Here is a 19138-nt window from a genome sequence, read left to right as displayed (position 1 = left end):
ACCCCGCGTTGTGTTTCTTAGACGATGTCCTGTGACTTGGAGAAACGGGAAATCGCGCGCTGGGTGCCCCTGCTGGCGAGCACCTGGATCAGCGAGCTGACGATGGCAGAAATCAAAGCGAACGTCAGCGCGGAGCGCAGGCTCGATTCCATGTCATCGTTGCCCATGGGCGGCTTGTTGCCAGTGGCTTTTTCCCACCCTTTATTGACGAGTTTGGTTCCAACGAAGCCTGCTCCGAGGCTCACTCCGGCACCGATCAGCTTGAAGAAGAGATTCATGACCCAAGCCTAGCCGTACCAGCAAGCCCCGCCGCGCTACTCCCGGTTTTCGCGCTCCTTAAGGAAAGCAGCCAGGGAACCCGGCGGTCCCAGGACAGGCGCTACGGAGTGCTGGGCGGACCACACTGCATCCACGCTGCTGAAGCCTGCAATTTCCTTCAGCAGGTAATACGTGGGTGGCATCATCTTCAGCGATCCAGTGGCCTCCGCTTCCAGGATCCCCGCCACAGGCATCCACAGTGACTGCCACGCCTCAGTGGTTTGGTGCTGCGGTTGGTGGCTGGACAACGGCCTTGCCACATAGAAGAAGGTATCGAACCTCTTGGGCATGTCCACCGGAGTGATCCAGTTGGCCCAAGGGCGCAGATCCTCCGGCTCGATGGTGAGCCCCGACTCTTCCTGGACCTCCCTGATGGCGGCTGCCAACACGGTGCCGGCGCTGACATCCGCCTGCCCAGGATCTGCGTTGAGTGAAGTCTCCTGCCAGTCCGCGGCGTGACGCTTCAGGAGGTCCGCCGGATAATCCCACCCGGAACTGTCCGCCGGATCAACCCGCCCGCCGGGAAAAACCACCATGCCCGGGGCGAAGTCCATGGTGTTCACCCTGTGCTGGACGAAGGCTTCCAGTCCATGGTTGGCGTCGCGGAGCAGGATCACGCTGGCGGCCAGGCGCGGCTCGGCCGCTGCGGGCTGGGAATCGGCAAGGTCTGTCATGAGGCCATTCTCTCAGGTGCGTTGTGAGGCCTGCTCTGCGCTCCACGCGGCGTGAATAGCGCGTAGAGCGGGCCTCGCAACGGATTTATGACCAACCCCATGACCCCTGAAACCCCGTCAGGTGTAAACTGAACCCGCCCACAAGGGCAAGATTCATAACGACAGGGGAGCGCCGCCGTCGGACCTTGCAGCGATGCAGGTGACGCGAGGGCGCTGAGAGTGCGGACAGCCGCAGACCCTCGAACCTGATCCGGTTAGTACCGGCGCAAGGGAGTCGAGCTTCTCAGAGTGTCCGGATCAGGGCTGCGCAGGCAGTTGCGATCCGGGGAGCACTTTCCCCTCCTGTAACCTCAGGAGGCAGAAGATGACCACGGTAAGCGTGAAGAAGACCAGTTATAACTGGCGTGTAGTAGACATTGTGGTGGCGGCCTTGATCGCGATCGCCGGCGGCGTGATTTTCTGGGCCTGGTCCCAGGGTGCAGCGCTTGTTTCCATTCCCCTGAACGCCACGTATCCGCCGCTGACCGGCTTGCTTGCCGGTGGTTGGATGATTCCCGCAGTGCTGGGCATGCTCATTATCCGCAAGCCCGGCGCGGCGCTGTTCTGCGAGGCCGTGGCAGCTACAGGTGAGCTGATCATGGGCTCCCAGTACGGCACCACGGTCCTCATCTCGGGAATCCTGCAGGGCCTGGGCGCCGAATTGATCTTCGCGGCGTTCCGCTACAAGAAGTTCAACCTGCCCACATCCCTGCTGGCCGGTGCCGGTGCCGGGCTCTTCTGCGGCCTCAACGATTCCTTCCTTCCTTGGGGTTGGAACATCGCCTACGAGGCAATCGACAAGCTCACCTACATCACCTTCACCACGGTGTCCGGCGCGATCATTGCTGGCGGACTGTCCTGGCTGGCCACCAGGGGACTGGCCACCACGGGTGTGCTCAGCTCCTTTGCCTCGCGCAAGGCCGCGACGGAGCCAGCCTTCCGCTGATGCGCGACACCACCACCAGCGGTAACCCTGCACGGCCTGCCGCCATCGCCGCCGAGGGCTGGGGATGGCGGCACTCCGGCCGGTCCCAGCCTGCCATCCACGGCCTGGATCTGCGCATCGAACCGGGGGAGCGCGTCCTGTTGCTGGGCCCCTCCGGTGCCGGCAAGTCCACGCTCCTGCATGCCCTGGCCGGGGTACTGGGGGACGAAGAAGACGATTCCGACGAAACCGGCACACTGCTGATCGACGGCGGGGCGCCGCGCGGGCAGAGGGGCCGCGCCGGCCTCATGCAGCAGGACCCCGAGACGCAGGTGGTGCTCTCCCGCGTTGGCGACGACGTCGCGTTCGGCGCCGAGAACCTCGCCGTTCCACGGGACGAAATCTGGGCCCGCGTGCACGAAGCGCTCGACGACGTCGGGTTGCGTACCGCAGCCGGCGTCGGTGTGGCCCTGGATCACCCGACGGCGGCACTCTCCGGAGGGCAGAAGCAGCGGCTGGCGCTCGCCGGCATTTTGGCGATGCGTCCAGGACTCCTCCTGCTGGACGAGCCCACGGCCAACCTGGATCCGGCCGGGGTTCTGGAAGTCCGTGACGCGGTGGCCCGTTGCCTGGACAAGACCGGTGCCACGCTGGTTGTGGTGGAGCACAGGGTCTCCGTGTGGAAGGACCTGGTGGACAGGATTGTTGTCCTGCAGCCGGGTGCCCAGGGCGGCGGTGTGTTGCTGGACGGTCCGCCTGAACAGGTGCTGACCGAAGCCCGGACCATGCTGATGTCCGCCGGGGTGTGGGTTCCGGGGTACGTCCCCACGACCCGTGCCCGCAGCAATGAATCCGTCACGGCGCCGCTCCTCCTGGCAACCCAGGATCTCGCGGTGTCCAGGGAGAAACCACGCCGCAAGGGTTTCAAGACCATTCCTCCGGTTCCGGTTCAAGCCGGCATCAGTGCCCAGGTCCGGGAAGGGCGTGCCCTCACCATCACGGGTCCCAACGGTGCGGGAAAATCGACGTTCGCGCTGACGTTGGCCGGCCTGCTGGCACCCGTATCCGGCACGGTGAGTGCCGCCGTCGAGCTGTCCGCGGGCGCCGGAATTGACCCGTATGCGTGGAAGGCGAAACAGCTGATCCCACGGATCGGAACGGTGTTCCAGGAGCCGGAGCACCAGTTTGTCACCGGCAAAGTGCTGGACGAGTTGATGTTCGGACCCAGGCATCTTGGCCATGGCCAGGAGCGCGTGGACGAATTGCTGGAACGGCTGAGGCTCACCCACTTGGTGGATGCCAACCCGTACACCCTGTCCGGCGGCGAAAAGCGTCGCCTAAGCGTCGCCACGGTGCTGGCTGCCCACCCGAAGGTTCTGGTGTTGGACGAGCCGACGTTCGGCCAGGACGCCAACACTTGGGCCGAGCTGGCGTCCTTTCTGTCCGAGTTGCTGGATGCCGGAACGTCCGTGGTGTCCGTAACCCACGATCAGGAGTTCAGCGCGGTGCTGGGCGGAACCGAATTGCGGCTGGGACCCCTGCGGCTCACTGAAGCAACACCCCAGGAAGCAGGTGCGGCATGAGGGATGCCTTGAACCTGCGGGGTAACCACGCCCTCCTGACCCGAGCCAACCCCCTGGCCAAGTTCGCGGCGGTTTTCCTGATCTCCCTGGTGCTGGCACTTTCCATTGACTGGGTGTCCGCGTCCACGGCGCTGGTGGCGGAGCTGGCCCTGTTCCCACTGGCCGGATTGACGTTGCGGCTCTTGTGGCAGCGGGCCTGGCCGCTGATCATCGCGGCAGCCATCGGTGGCTGGAGTACAGCGATCGTGGCAGCTGACAGCGGTGCTGTACTGCTCGACGTCGGGCTCTGGTCCATCAGCGAAGGTTCCCTTCAGCTGGGGCTGGGTTTCATGCTGCGCGGTTTGGCGATTGCCCTTCCGGCCATCCTCCTGATGACCTGTACGGATCCCACGGACCTGGCCGACGCGCTGGCCCAGAAGGCCAAATTGCCGCACCGGTTTGTGCTGGGATCCCTGGCGGCGATGCGCCTTGTGGGCCTCATGGCTGACGAATGGCAGACGATCGGCATGGCGCGGAGGGCCCGGGGCGTCGGGTCCCACGGCGGGCCCTTGCAACGGATCAAAGCAACGCTGGGGCAGAGCTTCGGATTGCTGGTCCAAGCTGTTCGCCGGGCGTCGCGGCTGGCGGTGACCATGGAGGCACGCGGTTTTGGCGCTGGTCAGCGGACCTGGGCGCGCGAATCGACGTACTCATTCCTGGATGCGTGGGTGCTGCTGGGCGGGGTGGTCATTGCCGCGGGTGCCGTGCTGACCGCAGTGGGTGCCGGGACCTGGAGCTTCGTCTGGCGGTAGGCCCCGGCATTGGCCTTATTGCTTTGCCTGAACCTCATCCTGCTTGTCCTGGACTTCGTCGAACCCCGCACGGGTCAGGAATCCCAGCTGGGCTTCCTTGTCCGCGAGCTGGATGATGGGCCCGAACTCGAAGCAGGTGGCTTCCAAACGGCGGAGCGCTTTGGCGTTGCGGGAATCGGGCTCCACCACAATCCTGTCCTTGCCGGGCAGGGAGAACATGTACTTGATGAGCGAGGTTGCAAGCCGCGGCGTGAAGTGCGGAATGGGACGCGTGGCCGGAGCCAGCAGCAGGTGCATCCCTATGTCTTCTTCCCGCGCGGGGTAGGCCTCGCCCACGGGGTCGTGCAGTGGCTCGTACGTTTGGAACAGGGCCAGCGGCTCGCCATCGAGGACCACCAGGAAGGCGTGGTGGGTTTCCAGGGAGTCCAGGAACTCGTAGATTTCCTGGACGTGTTCGCGGGTGTGTCCGGTCATCCCCCAGAACTTGGCCCGGGGCTGGGTGACCCACTCGTAGAGAAAGTGGATGTCCTGGCTTGGATCCAAGGGCACAAGCCGCAGGGAACCCCAGCCCTCCAGCTCATCGGAGTAAACGGGTGTGCGGACAGAGAAGTCCGGTGCTGTGGTGTTCATGTTTCCTTCAGGTTCTTTCCGGGGGGCGGGTGGTCAGGCTTTGGTTAACCGGGACCAGTCGGTCATCACAGGGATCAGTTGGCCGGTGGTCCAGAGCGGCAACTGATCGGTAAAATGCTTGTCCCCTGGCGTCCCTGCGGCGCCGAAAGGAACGATCCAGCGGCTGTTGGCACGGTCAGCCAGGTCCCAGACGTAGCGGGCCACGGGGCCCCGGAAGTTGCGGTCGTCCACTCCGGGAAGGCTTTCGGTGCAGAGCACGCAACCGGTGTCTCCGCTGAGGGATGCGGTTGGCGCTGCGCTGGCCAGTGGTACTGGAAGGTCATGGATGGGGAGCAGCTGATGCCGTTCGCCCCATCGCGCAGGGGCAGCTGTTCCGGCGGCAGCCTCCAAAGCAGCGACCACCTCCTCCTGGACGTTGATCCCCACCTCTTGGCCCCGCTGCAGCAGCGTCTCCAATGCGAAACCCACCCTGGATGCCACGGACAGCCACGGGCCAAAGAGCGACGGGTACCCGGTGGGCCGGTCCAGCCCCGCCAGTGCCGGGTGTGCAGCAAACCGCTGCACCAACGCGCCCCTCCAGGCAGCGAAGGCTGACGCCTGTTGGCTGCCGGCATCCATCCGGCCGTCCCAGGCCAGCAGTTCGGTCCGCAGGGCTGATGCTGCGGGGGACAGGATGCCCGGTGCGGTGTTGGCCGCCAGGGACCGGAACAGCGGCCATGGTCCCAGCCCGGTGTCCATGTGGATGGCCTGCATGGTCTCCACACCAACGGGTCCTTCGGCAGCCTCAAGCAGGGTCCGGATCCGAAGTGCGCGGTGGGCCGGTGCGAACTCCATGGCGATTGCGTCGCCGCCCCCGGACGCCCGATCGTTGGCACTGACCGCAAACCCGTTCACCGTGGCAGATGCGAGGGGCACGTACTCCTGATTCCTCGAGGGCGCAGGCTTCCCCGAGTATGCCGGCTCCCAGGCCGGGACGGGCAGGCGACGGTTCTCCGGATTGCGCGCAGGAACCAGGCCGGCCACCAGGTGCCGGACCGAACCACTCGAATCCCCGGCGATCACGCTGTTCACCGGCTCAACCCAAGCCCCCAAAGCTGCCTCGACGTCATCCACGTTCCGGCTCCGCAACAACGGCAGGAGCGACTCAAAACCCAAACGCCCCTCCACCGCCGCCGGGAAGCGCAGACTCAAGGCGCCGCCGTCGGGCGTCCTGGAAATGACCGGACCCCGCGGTGTCTTGATCACCTCCACGGGGACGTCGTCACCATGGCGGACGCGGATAGTGTGATGGCTGACGACGACGGTCTCCCAGCCTGTTCCTCCCCGCGCCTCCACGCGTTCACCCGCGGAGTCCTGGACCCTGCGCAATTGTTCGTTGAAGAGGTCCTGGTAGTCGGCCATGGCGTTGGTGATGGCCCACGCGGTGTGCCCGGTGTGGGCGAAGTGCGGGAGGCCTGGAACTCCGGGGAAGGCAAAGCCGATAGCGTCGAACTCGGGACATGCCAACCGCACCTGCTGGTAGACGCCGGGCAATTCCATGAGTCGGTGCGGATCTCCGGCAATCAGGGGAAGCCCGCTGGACGTCCGGGACCCGTGGGCGGCCCAGGCATTGCTTCCGGACCACACCGGAGCCTCGATGCTGAACAGTTGCACGGCGTCCTCGCCCACTGTCCGTTGCACGTGGGCGCGGAACAATTTGTTGGGGAACGTGGAGAACAGGATGTGGTGGACCAGGAAAACCCCCAGAGGAGTCCACGGATTCCACGGTTCGGGAAGGCTGCTGGAGGCCACAAATTCGGGGCTGTTGCGGAGTCCTTCCTCCAGGGCCCGGTTGATACCTGCAACATAGTGCCCGCACCATTCCTGCGTCCCGGCGTCGAGGTTGTCAAAGCAGCGGCGGGCGGTGTCATCCAGCAGGGCCTGCCGGGCAAAGCGATCCCAGGTGACGGCCTCCTGTCCCAGTACCTCGGCTGTGCGGCCCTCGGACCGCCACCGTTCCATTTCAATTTGCCACGACCGGTCAGTGGCAGCGTTGTGGCCCTGGAGGAAGGCAAGCTGGTTGGCGGATTCGGCCCACAGGTGCGGTATTCCCCAACGGTCCCTGTACGTTCCTGTGCCGCCTGCCGGGGCGGTGTGCTGCATAGGGGCAGGCGTCATATTTCCGGGTCACTTTCGGACTTAGGTTAGGCTTACTTAAGCTCAAGATAAATGGCTTTGGCCCGGTTCACAAATCGCGGCCGTTCGTGAAGGAGTGTTGCTTGAAGCGCAATTGGGAAGGCGTCGTCCTCAAAGTCATGGGCGCCCGCGACTTCACCCTGGAGGTCACGGGAAAGGAGGAAATCACCCCCGATTTCCTGCGCGTCCATGTCCGCGACGGTGGCCTCCTGCAACGCAGTGGCCTTCATCCCACCATGTGGATCCGCCTGTGGTTTGACGATTCCGGCAAGGCCCACCAGCGCGCCTACACCCTGGTCAACGCCGACCCGGCAGCAGGAACGTTTAGCATGGACTTCGCCATGCACAACGGGGTAGCGGCGGACTGGGCGTGGGCCGTGCAGCCCGGAGAGACCATCGAGGCCACCGTCCAGGGCAGTTCTTTCACCTTTCCCGCGCCGGCTCCACGCCGGATGTGGGTAGTGGGCGATCCCGCCTCCATCCCGGCCATCAACTCGTTGCTGGACGAGCGGGAGCTCACCGCAGCGGGCGCGGCCCCCGTGACCGCCTGGCTCGAATACCAGCACGACGCCGATCCCTCGCTGGAGGTGCGGACGTCAGCGTCCGACGTCGTCACCTGGGTCCCGCGCAAACGCGACGGTGCCGCGTTGGTGGAGGAAGTCTGTGATGCGCTTACTGCGGACAGCGTGTCCGTGGACAACGACTTCTTCTGGGTGGCCTGCGAAGCTTCCAGCACGCGGGCCATCGTCAAGCATTTGCGGAAGACGCTGGGCGTGGACAAGCGCAGGATCGATGCGTTGGGGTACTGGCGCGTCCAGGAATGACGGTCGCGTCCGTGAACGTGTGTGTGCCGCGGTGTTGCTGGGGGCTTGGAGGCTTACTCGCGCCAGTTGAGGAAGCCCTTTTTTCCCTCCGGCGGGGTGAGGACCACGTCACGGCCGTATTTCCTTTTCGCGTCGGCGCCGAAGAAGGCATCCGGGACGATGCGGATGGCCTTCGCCACCTTTCCGTCCTTCAGGAAGACGAACAACGCTGGCGAGGCCGTGTAGCGGTTCTCCTTGGTCAACGGCTCGCCGAAGGCTGCTTCGATGTCCTTGGCCGGCGTCCCCTCCGTCACGAAACCGGCTTGGTCCCACTCGAAGTCCGTGGCGTCAGCCAGCTTCAGTGCCGTCCCGTTCTTCGCGGACTCAAGCACCTGGCTGTTGAGCTTCTCGTTCGATTCGGGCATGACGGATCCTCCTAGTGAGCAGGCGGCCAAAGCGCAGGCCAGGATGACAGCGAGCAGGCCGGCCAGGGTGGCGCGGCCCGCAAAAGTAGTGCGGGCGCCGGACGTCCCCGATCGTCGTCGAGCCTGTTTTTGGTGTTGGAACTTCACGAGGTGGTCCTGGACTCGTCGTTGAACTCCGGGTCTTCGCCCGGGGCGGGCTCGGCATTGTTGGCGTCGCCGGTCTGGTCCATGGGGACCTCATTGGACGGGTGGGGCAGCATGTCCTGTCCCACCACCACGGTGTCGCCGTTGTTCACAGCTTCCTCGATCAAGTCCGCAAGCTCCTCAGCGCTGGCATCCGGATTGGCTATGGCCACGTTGCGGCCCACTTCATTGTTGTACAGGTCCATGGCTTCGCGGGGTGCGGGGTTGCCCGGGAGTTGCTCGTGGGCAGTGGCGTAGTCCTCCGCCCAGTCCGCGCCGAACTCCTTGACCATGAGGGCATTCCAATACGCGTGCCGGAAGGCGTCGTTCTGGTCATCGTTGCGGTCGGCACTGGGGAAGCGGTCATCGGCAACGCTGAAGGCGTCATCGTGGATGCCCTTGAAGGCGTTCATCTCGAAAGGACCCAGGCCGTTGAGGAGCTCTGCTTCCTTTTCGGTGACCTCCCTTTGGTCAACAATGAAGCGCAGTGGGTCCCAGTCTCCGGGCCACATGGTGGTCTCGGCGTCGCTGACCTGGTAGTTGTCCAGGATCTCCTGCGGGGTCGGCTGGCCGGGATTGGGATTGGCTGCGGTCTTGGCGGTGGCGTCGTTCCCTGGGCCACCGGAACTGCCTGGGCCGCCGCCTTCCGTGGAGGTGGAGGACTGCTGGTCGGCATTGGCAAGCGCGGACTGTGAAGCCTCTTCCAAGCCCCGCGTGGTCCGATCCAGCAACGGCCTCAGGCGGCCCTGCCAATCCGCTGCAAAACGCTTGGCATCCTGGCCCTGCCAGCCGCCGCCTTGGCCGGTCAGTCCTTGGCCGATCAACGAGTCGAGCTCCCGGGCGCGGCTGGTCAGCAGTGACGCACCGTTGGCCAGGGCCTTGGAGAGCGCTTTGAGTTGGTTGACGTCGGCGCCGTAGAAAGGCATGTTTCCCCCTGAGCTTTCCCTCCATGCTTGGGTATTGTTCCCCGGACCGCAATGGGCACTTCTGCCCGTCTCCGAATGGGGAAGGCCACCACCCGTGGCGACAAGCCGCCGTCGCCCCTTATATCTCACGGAACGGGTATGGTGTGACTTTTGCCGCTCCATACATCGAAAGCTGGCCACTCATAGCTCACCTGTGATATTTCTTGGATATGACTCAAGCTACGCCAGAACATGTAGGCCTTTTGCTCCGCGATGCGCGGGGCGAGAAAGGCTGGACGCAAGGGCAGTTGGCAACTGAGCTGGGAACCAGCCAGAGCGCAATCGCCCGGATGGAGCAAGGTAAACAGAACCTCAGTCTCCGGATGATCGAGCGCCTCGAGGGGATCTTCGGGCGCTCCATCGTGAAGGTGGGCAAGCCTCAGATGACCCATCTCCGGGTTGAAGGCGGACGCACTCTCTCCGGCGAAGTGGATGTCAACAGCAGCAAAAACGCGGGTGTGGCGCTCCTGTGCGCCAGCCTCATCAACCGAGGTACCACCACGCTGCGCCGCCTGGCGCGCATTGAAGAAGTCAACAGGATCGTGGAGGTCCTCACGTCCATCGGCGTGGAGTGCACCTGGCTGAACGGCAGCGATCTCCGCATCCGGCGGCCCGAGGTCCTGGACCTCGAATCCATGGACGTGGACGCCGCCCGCCGTACCCGCAGCGTCATCATGCTCCTGGGCCCTCTTCTGGACGAGACCAGCGAGTACCTGCTTCCGTACGCCGGTGGCTGCGATCTGGGTACCCGCACCGTGGAGCCGCACATGCAGGCACTGCGCGAGTTCGGCTTGTCCGTGGAAGCCAAGTCAGGCTTCTACTCCGTGGAAGCACCGCCGGCAGACGCGGACCACCGTTCCTTCGTCCTGACAGAACGCGGGGACACTGTCACGGAAAACGCCATCATGGCGGCCGCGCACCGCAAGGGCACCACCGTGATCCGCAACGCCAGCCCCAATTACATGGTCCAGGATCTCTGCTTCTACCTGCAGGGCCTGGGTGTGGAGATCGCCGGAGTCGGCACCACCACGCTGAAGATCACCGGACGGCCGGCGATTGACGTGGACATCGAGTACTTCCCGTCCGAGGACCCCATCGAGGCCATGAGCCTTATTACCGCCGGCATTGTCACCAATTCCGAGGTAACCATCCGCCGGGTGCCCATAGAGTTCATGGAAATCGAGCTCGCCACCCTGGAGCAGATGGGCCAGAAAATGGAGATCTCCGGCGAGTACATGGCCCGCAACGGGCGGACCCGGTTGGTGGACGTGACCACCAAGCCCTCCGAGCTCAAGGCACCGCAGGATAAGATCCACCCGATGCCTTTCCCCGGGCTGAACATCGACAACTTGCCCTTCTTCGCTGTGATCGCTGGCAACGCCGAAGGCCAAACCATGATCCACGATTGGGTCTACGAAAACAGGGCCATCTACCTGACGGAGCTCAACAAGCTGGGCGCACAGGTTCAGTTGCTGGACCCGCACCGCATCTACGTGAACGGGCCCACCAAGTGGCGTGCTGCGGAGATCGGCTGCCCGCCAGCCCTCCGCCCTGCCGCCTGCCTTCTCCTGGCCATGCTCGCCGCACGCGGTACCTCCGAGCTGCGCAACATCTACGTGATCGAGCGCGGCTACGAGGACCTGGCCGAGCGGTTGAACACCATCGGTGCCAAGATCGAGTACTTCCAGGACTAAGCTCCAGCCCTTTTTGCTGGATCATCGGCCTACGCACGTGGTGGAACCCCGGAACTCCGGACTCTCCTCTTGCTGCCCTGGCCGATGATCCAGCAGAAATTCGTTCAAGCCCGCGCCTGCGGTTTTCCTCGCGCCAAGAGCCTGCGGATCTGGGCCATGACCTCGTCCGGAGAATTCCAGATCTCTTCCGGGGCAAAGGCCAATGTTTGGAATCCCAGGGCCTGCGCGGCGTTCAATCTGCCCATGTCCTTTCTCCACGCAGCCCTTGAGCTGTGAAACTTATAGCCGTTGACCTCCACGATCAACCAGTCGTCCACCAGCGTGTCCACCCGGCCCACGCCTGGGATGCGGACTTGGCGTTTGAAGGAAAGTCCCTCCGCTTCGAACAGTATTCGGGCGCTGATTTCCGGGACGGATTCGGACAGGCCATCGGCCATGCGCAACCTCCTCCTCGCATTTCCGAAGTAGTTGGCTGTCAGCTCACTTTCAAGGACGTCCCGGGCAACTCCGCACTTTTTCATCGCCGACTCTGCCATTGCAATGGCATCGACGTCGGACAGGCAAGTCAAGGCATGGATGACAGTGTCTTCCAAGGAGGCGACGGGCAAGAGTCCCTCCGAACCCAGCCGCAGGCCACCATGCCGTATGAATCCACCGCCGCGGTTATGCCTTGTTGCCAAGTGGAGACGTGTTGGCTGGTCTTTGAGCCAGAGCCCATAGCGGACGGCCGCACTGGCGCACGTGAGGTATCCGTTGTGCACAAGAGCAGAGAGATACTCCTTATCCGCGGAAGGTAATGCCCAGATGCCGTGCCGGGGTTGGTACGCTCCGTCCATCTTCCGGAGTTCCGCTGGTCCGTAACCGTGTCCTCTAAGGAGACTGACTTTTGCCACTCCACCCACTGAAACCAAGAATTCGTGTGCGTCCATAGGGACAGCCAGCCACGGCGCGAGACTGTTGGGACCGGGGAGCCTGTCTTATGTGGATAAGGTCATGGCAATTTCTGCTGAATCATCGAATTCCCCACTTGGTGAAACCCTGGAAGCCCGTGCTTCCGCCCCACTGTCCTAGGCGATGATCCAGCAGAAAGTGCCGCGTTGGCCTACCGATGCCCGGCGAACCACACCATCGTGGCGGCCCTACACCTGTTTGAGGGCTTTTTCCAGGTCCAGAATCAGGTCCTCAACGTCCTCAAGGCCCACGGACAACCGCACCACGCCATCGCTCAGCCCAATTGCTGCGCGACCCTCCGGGCCCATGGCGCGGTGGGTGGTGGTGGCCGGGTGGGTGATGAGCGACTTGGAGTCACCCAGGTTGTTGGAAATGTCGATGACCCCCAGGCCGTCCAGCAAAGCGAAGGCGGCTTCTTTTGCGGAACGCCCGGAGGACGGGGACAACTCGAAGGTCAGCACTGTTCCGCCGGCCTTCATCTGCTGTGCCGCGAGCTCATATTGCGGGTGGGACTTCAACAGCGGGTACTTGACCCAGCTGATGGCGGGCTGCTGCTCCAGCCATTCCGCGATCTTCAAGGCGGAGGCCGAGCTGTGGCCCACACGCAGGCCCATGGTCTCCAGGCCCTTGGTCAGCACCCATGCGTTGAAGGCGGACAGTGCGGGGCCGGTGTGCCGCATGAGCTGCTTCACGGGCCCATCGATGAATTCCTTGGTACCCAGGATTGCGCCACCCAGGACGCGTCCCTGGCCATCAATGTGCTTGGTCCCCGAGTACACAATCACGTCAGCGCCCAGGTCGCCACAACGCTGCAACAGCGGCGTGGCAAACACGTTGTCCACCACCACGGTGGCTCCGGCAGCATGGGCCAACGCGCTGACCGCTTCAACATCCACGATTTCCTGCATGGGGTTTGACGGCGATTCGAAGAACACCGCAGTGGTGGGCTCAGCCAGGGCTTCGCGCCACTGGTCCAGGTCCGGGCCATCAACAAACACCGTTTCCACGCCCCAGCGCGGCAGGATTTCGTTCAGGATCACAAAGCAGGAGCCAAACAGTGACCGGGCGGCCACCACACGGTCGCCTGCTGCCAACAGGGCACCCAATGCGGTGAAGACCGCGGACATGCCCGACGCGGTCGCAAAGCAAGCTTCGGTGCCTTCCAGCAGTCGGAGGCGCTCCTGGAAGGTGGCCACCGACGGGTTGCCGTATCGGGAGTAGACGAATCGTTCGTCCTCGCCCGTAAAAGCGCGCTCGGCTGCTGCCGCGGATTCGTAAACGAAGCCGGAGTTCAGGAAGACGGCCTCGGACGTTTCCTGGAAATTGGTACGGTCAAGTCCACCGCGTACGGCCTGGGTGTCGGGGCTCCAGCCGGCGGCGTCGGGATTGAAAGTCATTTAGTTGGTCCCCAGGTTCGTCGGCAGGCCGCGGTTTTTCCAACCATTGACAGTGCGCTCGCCATAGCGGTCCGGCTCACCTTCAAAGCCTTCAAGAACGTTGTAGGCGGTGAAGCCGGCCTGCGTTGCTGCCGTGGCGGCGGAGATTGACCGCTGCCCTGAACGGCAAAGGAACACCAGTTCGACGCCGTCACCCTCCGGAGCCTGCTGCTGCAGGTCCTCGATGAAGCTGGGGTTGGGGATTCCTCCGGCGAGGTTCCACTGGATGAACAGGGGATCGTTCTCCGTTGCCTTGGTGTCCGGGATGCCGATGTGGGCCCATTCGGCTTCGGTGCGGACGTCCACCAAAATGGCGCCCTCCTCAAGCTTGGCCCACGCATCCTGCGGGTTCAGGTCACCTGCGTAGCTCATGCGTGTCCCTCGAATGCTTCGTCGTCGCCTTCCAATTCGTCGACGGCGGTTGCCACCGCGGCGTCGGCACTCGCGATGGCGGCGGGCAGCACAACGGCTTGGGCAACAATGACCTGGGCACCGTTGAACGTTGCTGCCGGGCTGCCATGGAGGACGTAGCCTTCAGCCAGGGCCGCGCTGATGCGCTCGCAGAATTCGCGGTTATCCGGGCCCGTTATCAGGCGGTAGGAAAGTTTTTCTTCAGTGGGTTCAGGCATAGCTGGTGCTCCTCAGTCACGCTTGCAGTTCGAATTTGTCCGATACGCCGAGTAGTCACCTGAGGCACCCCGCCGGAGAGAGGGTTGCCGACCAGCAAGTCAGGGCTTCGCGCTGGTACTCATTACTCAAGAAAAACGTAGCATTTCGCAGCGCTTGGGCGCACTTGGAGGCAGAATCACCACCGTCATGTTGCGTAACCGGCAATGCCTTGGGCTGGGTCCTTTTGTGACCTCCCGGGAGCATAATTGACGCAGTACGTCCCCCTGTAACTTCGCAAGAAATCAGGTCGCGGTGAACGGACAGAGCAGTTCTACACTCGAGCCCATGCTGCATTTTGGATGGTTTGTAGGCCACGGATTTGGCGTCCAGGGCTGGGGAACTCCGGGCTACAGCCTGGGCTATGACTGGAAGAAGCCAGCCCTGTACCAGGAGGCGGTGCGCGCGTTCGAGCGATCCGGCCTGGACCTGTTCATCATTGAGGATTCGCTGACTGTTCCGGACACCTACGGGGGCACGGCCGAGGTTTCCCTGGCCCACGCATCCTTCGCGCCCAAGCACGATCCTTTGGCGTTGGTTCCGTACCTGCTCTCAGCCACCCAGCACCTGGGCATTGTTCCCACCGTCAGTGCTTCCTTCTACCCGCCGTTTACTGCTGCACGGCTGCTGGCCACCCTGCAGCACTTCTCCGACGGCCAGTTGGGCTGGAACGTGGTGACCTCCGGCAGCGACCTCGCCGCGCAAAACTACGGGTTGGACCAGCAGATCGAGCACGACCTACGGTACGAAAAGGCTGAGGAATTCGTGGACGTGGTCAGGCAGCTGTGGCGTAGCTGGGAACCTGACGCGATCCGTGAGGACAGCTCCGCCGGCGTCTTCGCCGATCACAACAAAGTGCATCCCATCCATCACACCGGTGATTTCTTCTCCGTCCGGGGCCCGCTGAACACTGCACCCCTGCCCGAGGAGCCCGTGCTGGTTCAAGCCGGCGCCTCTCCCCGCGGCAAGGCTTTCGCAGGTGGGCACGCGGACGTGGCCATCGCCTTGGCCCGCGGTGTGGACGGCATGAAGGCCTACCGTGATTCGATCCGTACCGAGGCCACCAAGGCAGGAAGGGATCCCGACGCCGTCAAGGTACTTTTTGTTCTGAAGCCCACCGTGGTGGGAACCACCGCTGAAGCCCGGGAACTCCGTGCCCAGCGGCGGGAACTGACCCAGCGCGACATCGACAGCCAGCTGAATTCCATCTCCTATCTTTCGGTGATCGACTTCAAGCAATTCGACCTGGACGCTCCGTTGCCGGAATTGAGCACCAACAGCAATCAAGGCACGCTGGAGCACTTCGCCAAGGCGGCTCCTCCCGGGTCCACGCTCCGGCAGATCCTCCAGGCCCGCAGCGGCGGCGCTGGCGATTCGATCATTGGCACCGCGGAGGAGATTGCCGATTATCTGGAAGAAACGGGTGCTGCCGTGGGCGGCGACGGTTTCCTCTTCTCCGGCTTCGTGGATCCCGCCACAGTCCACGGCGTTCTGGACAAGCTCACCCCCGAGCTGCGCCGCCGCGGCCTGTTGAGGAAGAGTTACGGCAACGGTGGCTTCCGCCAGAACCTCCTGGATTTCTGATGGCGTCACATGACACTCTCCTGCTGGGAACGGCACATGTCCGTGCTGGGGATATTGCCCGGGCTGCGTCCGATTCCCTAGCACGGGTGGAGCTCACCCAGGACGTCCTGGCCCTCATTGGCCGATCCCGTGAAGTGGTGGAGCGCGCTGCTTCCTCCGGTCAACGCGTCTATGGGCTGAACACCCTGCTGGGGTCGGGCCGGGATACGGCTGTGGAGGAGAAGTCACTCCTGGCCTATCAGGTCCAGGTGGTCAGGTATCACAACAGCGGCGTGGGCCAGTACCTGGACCGCGCCGCCGCGCGCTCCATCATCCTGGCCCGCCTGGTTGGATTCAGCCGCGGCGGTTCGGGCGTCCGGGCCAGCACCGCCCGGTTTTACGCCGAACTCTTCAACCGCGGAGTCTTCCCCGCCATCCCGCGCGAAGGATCCGTGGGCTCGTCCGACCTCACCCAGCTGGCCGCCGTCGCCGCCGTTGCGCTGGGTGAGGGGCAAGCCTTCCAAGCCGATGGCACCGTGGTGCCCGGGGCCAAAGCTCTCGCCGACGCCGGCCTGCAGCCCCTGCAACTCGGGGCCGGAGAAGCGTTGGCACTGGTGAGCGCCAACGCGTACTCCGTAGGTGCGGGGACGCTCGCCCTGGTGCGATTGCAGCACCTGGCCGGGTTGGCCGACGTCGCACTGTCACTCTCGCTTGAGGCGATCGCCAGGTACGACGACGGCGGCAACCTCAGCCCGTTCTCGCCCGCCATCCAGGCGGCCAAGGCGGTGGACGGACAGAAGGAGTCGGCTGCGGCGGTGCGGCGGTTGCTCAGCGGTGGGTGGTTGGAGGACGTCCGTCCGGAAGTTTCCGTGCAGGACCCGCTGTCCTTCAGGGCGGCGCCGCAAACCCACGGCGCCTTCCGGTCCCTGGTAGCCGGGCTCGAACTCGCCTTGGAGGTTGAGCTCAATGGCCGGGGCGACAATCCCTTGGCGGACGTGGACTCCGGGGTGATGGTGTCCGGCGGGAACTTCCAGCCCCTGCAGTTGGCGCTTTCCTTTGAAGGCCTCCGGCTGGCGGTGGCCCATGTGGGGATCTCCAGTGAGCGGCGCATTGCCAAGCTGTACCCGCCGCAGCGTGCCATCCGCGCAAAACTCTTGGGGGAGGCGGCAAAATCCGGTCTGGTCCAGGAAGAATTACCTGGCTTGCTCTGGTATTCGGCGGCCGGTTTGTTGGCTGAACTCAAGTTCCTGGCAGCCCCGGCAACCCTTGGCGCTCCCACCTTGTCGGCCGACGTCGAGGACCATTCAACCCTGGCGCCGCTGGCTCTTCAGTACCTCGAAAAGTCCTTGGATTCGTTGGAAAAATTGCTGGTTATCGAAGCGCTGACGGCGTCGTACCTGCTGATCGGGGCCAAAGATGGGCGGCCGCTTGGCCAAGGGACCGGTGCGGTGGTGGGCAGGCTGGCCGATCTCCTGACTGATCGTCCCGCAGCAGCTGACCTGGTGGAACGGGCGCGCGCCTTGCTGCGGGAGGCAGCGGCCGGGCTGGAAGGAAAGTGGGAACGGTGAGCACAACAACCGGTAATCGCGGCAGGCATGCTGCAGAGTTTGCCCCGGACGGGTTCCGTGGTGCGGTGCCGGGTGGGGCTTCAGAGGACAGGGCGGTTCTAAACAAGTCCATCCTGGAAAGCGGGTCCATCCTGGAAAAGGTGGGCAATACGCCCCTGGTGAGGTTGGAGGCCCTGGGCCGCGGGCTGGGCAGCTCCATCCACATCAAACTGGAGTCCGAGAATCCCGGCGGTTCCATCAAGGACCGTACGGCCCTGAGCATGGTCCGGGCGGCCGAGGAATCAGGGGAATTGCGGCCAGGGGCCACCATTGTGGAGAGCACCTCCGGCAATACCGGGATCGGGTTGGCTCTCATTGGCCGGCTGACGGGACATCCCGTGGTGGTGATCACCGGCGACACCATCTCCAAGGAGAAGCTTGCGGCGCTGCGCAGCTACGGAGCCCGGGTGATCCTGACGGATTGGAATGCGCCGCCTGAATCGCCGGAGAACGCGCGAGCTTTGGCCGCCCGCATCACGGCGGAGACGCCGGGAGCCTGGCGGGCCATGCAGTTCGACAACCCGGCCAACCCGCTGGCTCATTACAGAACCACCGGCCCCGAGATCTGGGAACAGACCGGCGGTACCATCACGCACTTCGTAGCCGGCATTGGAACAGGGGGGACCATCAGCGGCAACGGGCGTTATCTCAAGAAACAGGTGGCGGCGACCCGCCCCGGCGGGCATATTGAGGTGGTGGGAGCGGACCCTTACGGGTCGGCCTACAGCGGAGGGCATCCCGGCGAGATCCTGGTGGACGGGGTAGGCAATTCGTGGCCCGAGTCCCAGTGGCCCCAAATCTTTGACCGCTCCGTGGTTGACCGTTTCCTCCGCATTCCCAATGACGAGGTGTACACCACCGTGCACCGGCTCCTGGACGAGGAAGGCCTGGCACTGGGGCCGTCTTCCGGGCTGACCGTTGCGGCTGCAGTGCGGGTTGCCCGTGCTGCCCCGCCGGGCTCTGTGGTGGTGGCCATAGCGCCCGACGCCGGGACGAACTATCTGAGCAAGGCCTTCAACCCGTCGTGGCTGGCCCGGCACGGCATACGCCTGGCCGCCGACACCCCGGACTGACCCTCTCTCACATCCCGCCGCCTTTTTGGCGTCCCTCTCTCACATAACTGCCCACGGGGGGTGCGTTAAACTCCAACCATGCCCGAACAGGAAACAAAACCGCGCCTCGCCGGTTACTTGGACAAGCAGCAACCTGATCTCTACGCGACCCTCAGCCACTATTCACATCAGCTGGTGGAACAGGCTGACAGCGTGGGAATCCCGCGCCGGACCCTTGAACTCATCAACTACCTTTGCTCGCAGATCAACGGGTGCGCTTTCTGCTTGGATCTCCACCACCGGAGGGCACTGAAGTACGGGGAAACGGAACAACGACTGTCCTTGGTGGCCGTCTATCGCGAGGTCCAGTTGTTTGAACCTGCGGAGGTGGTGGCCATGGAGATCGCCGAGCAGATCACGCGCATGTCCTCATCCAGGCCCAGCCCGGAACTCTTCGAGACGGCGCGCCAGCACTACACTGACCAGCAAATCAGCGTGTTGTGCATGGCAGCAATTGGAATCAACGCCTTCAACAGGTTGTCCATCCTGAGCGAGCACCCGGTCAGGGCCGCCAAGAACTAGCCGTACCCCGCGTCACGGCCGGGCCGGGTGTGCCGCCGCCACCCACTTTGGTTACATTGACCGGCGTCGTACATCT

At 63.9% G+C, this 19138-nt stretch carries 19 protein-coding genes and 2 riboswitches; of the genes, 9 read left to right on the top strand and 10 right to left on the bottom strand.

Annotation, left to right across the window (positions count from 1 at the left end):
* Positions 1 to 17 precede the first annotated feature (17 nt).
* Entirely contained in the window at positions 18 to 278 is a 261-nt protein-coding gene (locus JOE60_RS16060; protein WP_167267615.1) for a DUF4235 domain-containing protein, read from the bottom strand.
* A 36-nt stretch (positions 279 to 314) separates the two neighbouring features.
* Positions 315 to 992 (bottom strand): NUDIX hydrolase, encoded by a 678-nt coding sequence (locus JOE60_RS16055; protein ID WP_167267613.1) that lies wholly within the window; start codon positions 990 to 992, stop codon positions 315 to 317.
* Between the two features lie 153 nt (positions 993 to 1145).
* Positions 1146 to 1282: riboswitch (TPP riboswitch) on the top strand.
* Positions 1283 to 1356: 74 nt separating this feature from the next.
* Between JOE60_RS16055 and JOE60_RS16050 the strand changes: the two genes are divergently transcribed.
* From JOE60_RS16050 to JOE60_RS16040, 3 genes are read left to right on the top strand one after another with little or no spacing between them, the layout of a single operon-like run.
* Positions 1357 to 1977, top strand: coding sequence for an ECF transporter S component (locus tag JOE60_RS16050; RefSeq protein WP_167267611.1), 621 nt, complete (start codon positions 1357 to 1359; stop codon positions 1975 to 1977).
* The gene (locus tag JOE60_RS16045) at positions 1977 to 3539 is read left to right on the top strand and encodes an ABC transporter ATP-binding protein (protein ID WP_167267609.1); all 1563 of its coding nucleotides are present in this window, start codon (positions 1977 to 1979) and stop codon (positions 3537 to 3539) included. Before JOE60_RS16050 ends, JOE60_RS16045 begins: the two co-directional genes overlap by 1 nt.
* The gene (locus JOE60_RS16040) at positions 3536 to 4330 is read left to right on the top strand and encodes an energy-coupling factor transporter transmembrane component T family protein (RefSeq protein WP_167267607.1); all 795 of its coding nucleotides are present in this window, start codon (positions 3536 to 3538) and stop codon (positions 4328 to 4330) included. The genes JOE60_RS16045 and JOE60_RS16040 overlap by 4 nt, the downstream gene beginning before the upstream one ends.
* Before the next feature lie 15 nt (positions 4331 to 4345).
* Here the strand turns inward: JOE60_RS16040 and JOE60_RS16035 are convergent, their stop codons facing one another.
* Positions 4346 to 4960, bottom strand: coding sequence for a GNAT family N-acetyltransferase (locus tag JOE60_RS16035; protein ID WP_167267604.1), 615 nt, complete (start codon positions 4958 to 4960; stop codon positions 4346 to 4348).
* 33 nt (positions 4961 to 4993) lie between these two features.
* A complete protein-coding gene (locus tag JOE60_RS16030; protein ID WP_167267602.1) occupies positions 4994 to 7117 on the bottom strand; it encodes a penicillin acylase family protein in 2124 nt (707 codons plus the stop codon).
* A gap of 101 nt (positions 7118 to 7218) precedes the next feature.
* Between JOE60_RS16030 and JOE60_RS16025 the strand changes: the two genes are divergently transcribed.
* A complete protein-coding gene (locus tag JOE60_RS16025; RefSeq protein ID WP_167267599.1) occupies positions 7219 to 7959 on the top strand; it encodes a siderophore-interacting protein in 741 nt (246 codons plus the stop codon).
* A 53-nt stretch (positions 7960 to 8012) separates the two neighbouring features.
* Here JOE60_RS16025 and JOE60_RS16020 read toward each other — a convergent pair whose 3' ends face one another.
* Together JOE60_RS16020 and JOE60_RS16015 are read right to left on the bottom strand one after the other, a co-directional pair.
* Entirely contained in the window at positions 8013 to 8510 is a 498-nt protein-coding gene (locus tag JOE60_RS16020; protein WP_167267596.1) for a hypothetical protein, read from the bottom strand.
* On the bottom strand, positions 8507 to 9472 hold the full coding sequence (locus tag JOE60_RS16015; RefSeq protein ID WP_167267594.1) for a DUF6973 domain-containing protein: 966 nt from the start codon (positions 9470 to 9472) through the stop codon (positions 8507 to 8509). Before JOE60_RS16015 ends, JOE60_RS16020 begins: the two co-directional genes overlap by 4 nt.
* Positions 9473 to 9681: 209 nt before the next feature.
* Here JOE60_RS16015 and JOE60_RS16010 point away from each other — a divergent pair, with 209 nt between their 5' ends.
* Positions 9682 to 11205 carry a UDP-N-acetylglucosamine 1-carboxyvinyltransferase gene (locus JOE60_RS16010; RefSeq protein WP_167267592.1) on the top strand — a complete coding sequence of 508 codons (1524 nt, stop codon included), beginning with the start codon at positions 9682 to 9684 and terminating at the stop codon, positions 11203 to 11205.
* A 104-nt stretch (positions 11206 to 11309) separates the two neighbouring features.
* Here the strand turns inward: JOE60_RS16010 and JOE60_RS16005 are convergent, their stop codons facing one another.
* The 4 genes from JOE60_RS16005 to JOE60_RS15990 form a co-directional block, all read right to left on the bottom strand.
* Positions 11310 to 12134, bottom strand: coding sequence for an endonuclease domain-containing protein (locus tag JOE60_RS16005; RefSeq protein ID WP_204814949.1), 825 nt, complete (start codon positions 12132 to 12134; stop codon positions 11310 to 11312).
* Between the two features lie 210 nt (positions 12135 to 12344).
* Positions 12345 to 13553 carry an O-succinylhomoserine sulfhydrylase gene (locus JOE60_RS16000; RefSeq protein WP_167267587.1) on the bottom strand — a complete coding sequence of 403 codons (1209 nt, stop codon included), beginning with the start codon at positions 13551 to 13553 and terminating at the stop codon, positions 12345 to 12347.
* Positions 13554 to 13964, bottom strand: coding sequence for a rhodanese-like domain-containing protein (locus tag JOE60_RS15995; protein WP_167267584.1), 411 nt, complete (start codon positions 13962 to 13964; stop codon positions 13554 to 13556). It lies immediately after the preceding gene.
* The gene (locus tag JOE60_RS15990; RefSeq protein ID WP_167267582.1) at positions 13961 to 14221 is read right to left on the bottom strand and encodes a DUF1737 domain-containing protein; all 261 of its coding nucleotides are present in this window, start codon (positions 14219 to 14221) and stop codon (positions 13961 to 13963) included. Before JOE60_RS15990 ends, JOE60_RS15995 begins: the two co-directional genes overlap by 4 nt.
* Positions 14222 to 14234: 13 nt before the next feature.
* Positions 14235 to 14348: riboswitch (SAM riboswitch) on the bottom strand.
* A gap of 165 nt (positions 14349 to 14513) precedes the next feature.
* On the opposite strand from JOE60_RS15990, the gene JOE60_RS15985 reads away from it, so the two are divergent.
* The 4 genes from JOE60_RS15985 to JOE60_RS15970 all read left to right on the top strand — a co-directional run bounded on the left by JOE60_RS15985 (position 14514) and on the right by JOE60_RS15970 (position 19062).
* Positions 14514 to 15842 (top strand): NtaA/DmoA family FMN-dependent monooxygenase, encoded by a 1329-nt coding sequence (locus tag JOE60_RS15985; protein WP_167267579.1) that lies wholly within the window; start codon positions 14514 to 14516, stop codon positions 15840 to 15842.
* Complete coding sequence (locus JOE60_RS15980) at positions 15842 to 17389, top strand: aromatic amino acid ammonia-lyase (RefSeq protein WP_167267577.1); 1548 nt, start codon at positions 15842 to 15844, stop codon at positions 17387 to 17389. Before JOE60_RS15985 ends, JOE60_RS15980 begins: the two co-directional genes overlap by 1 nt.
* Positions 17390 to 17499: 110 nt before the next feature.
* Positions 17500 to 18501: a PLP-dependent cysteine synthase family protein gene (locus JOE60_RS15975; RefSeq protein ID WP_420851416.1), complete on the top strand. Its 1002-nt coding sequence runs from the start codon at positions 17500 to 17502 to the stop codon at positions 18499 to 18501.
* A gap of 78 nt (positions 18502 to 18579) precedes the next feature.
* Positions 18580 to 19062, top strand: coding sequence for a carboxymuconolactone decarboxylase family protein (locus tag JOE60_RS15970; RefSeq protein ID WP_167267574.1), 483 nt, complete (start codon positions 18580 to 18582; stop codon positions 19060 to 19062).
* The last annotated feature ends 76 nt before the right edge of the window (positions 19063 to 19138 follow it).

The organism is Paenarthrobacter ilicis, from assembly GCF_016907545.1.
Classification (GTDB): domain Bacteria; phylum Actinomycetota; class Actinomycetes; order Actinomycetales; family Micrococcaceae; genus Arthrobacter; species Arthrobacter ilicis.
This window is presented reverse-complemented; position numbering and strand designations above follow the sequence as displayed.

Excerpts from the sequence above, each read along its gene's own strand:
- JOE60_RS16060 (WP_167267615.1), bottom strand. The coding sequence starts at position 278 with ATGAATCTCTTCTTCAAGCTGATCGGTGCCGGAGTGAGCCTCGGAGCA.
- JOE60_RS16055 (WP_167267613.1), bottom strand. The coding sequence starts at position 992 with ATGACAGACCTTGCCGATTCCCAGCCCGCAGCGGCCGAGCCGCGCCTG.
- JOE60_RS16050 (WP_167267611.1), top strand. The coding sequence starts at position 1,357 with ATGACCACGGTAAGCGTGAAGAAGACCAGTTATAACTGGCGTGTAGTA.
- JOE60_RS16045 (WP_167267609.1), top strand. The coding sequence starts at position 1,977 with ATGCGCGACACCACCACCAGCGGTAACCCTGCACGGCCTGCCGCCATC.
- JOE60_RS16040 (WP_167267607.1), top strand. The coding sequence starts at position 3,536 with ATGAGGGATGCCTTGAACCTGCGGGGTAACCACGCCCTCCTGACCCGA.
- JOE60_RS16035 (WP_167267604.1), bottom strand. The coding sequence starts at position 4,960 with ATGAACACCACAGCACCGGACTTCTCTGTCCGCACACCCGTTTACTCC.
- JOE60_RS16030 (WP_167267602.1), bottom strand. The coding sequence starts at position 7,117 with ATGACGCCTGCCCCTATGCAGCACACCGCCCCGGCAGGCGGCACAGGA.
- JOE60_RS16015 (WP_167267594.1), bottom strand. The coding sequence starts at position 9,472 with ATGCCTTTCTACGGCGCCGACGTCAACCAACTCAAAGCGCTCTCCAAG.
- JOE60_RS16010 (WP_167267592.1), top strand. The coding sequence starts at position 9,682 with ATGACTCAAGCTACGCCAGAACATGTAGGCCTTTTGCTCCGCGATGCG.
- JOE60_RS16005 (WP_204814949.1), bottom strand. The coding sequence starts at position 12,134 with ATGGACGCACACGAATTCTTGGTTTCAGTGGGTGGAGTGGCAAAAGTC.
- JOE60_RS16000 (WP_167267587.1), bottom strand. The coding sequence starts at position 13,553 with ATGACTTTCAATCCCGACGCCGCCGGCTGGAGCCCCGACACCCAGGCC.
- JOE60_RS15995 (WP_167267584.1), bottom strand. The coding sequence starts at position 13,964 with ATGAGCTACGCAGGTGACCTGAACCCGCAGGATGCGTGGGCCAAGCTT.
- JOE60_RS15990 (WP_167267582.1), bottom strand. The coding sequence starts at position 14,221 with ATGCCTGAACCCACTGAAGAAAAACTTTCCTACCGCCTGATAACGGGC.
- JOE60_RS15980 (WP_167267577.1), top strand. The coding sequence starts at position 15,842 with ATGGCGTCACATGACACTCTCCTGCTGGGAACGGCACATGTCCGTGCT.
- JOE60_RS15970 (WP_167267574.1), top strand. The coding sequence starts at position 18,580 with ATGCCCGAACAGGAAACAAAACCGCGCCTCGCCGGTTACTTGGACAAG.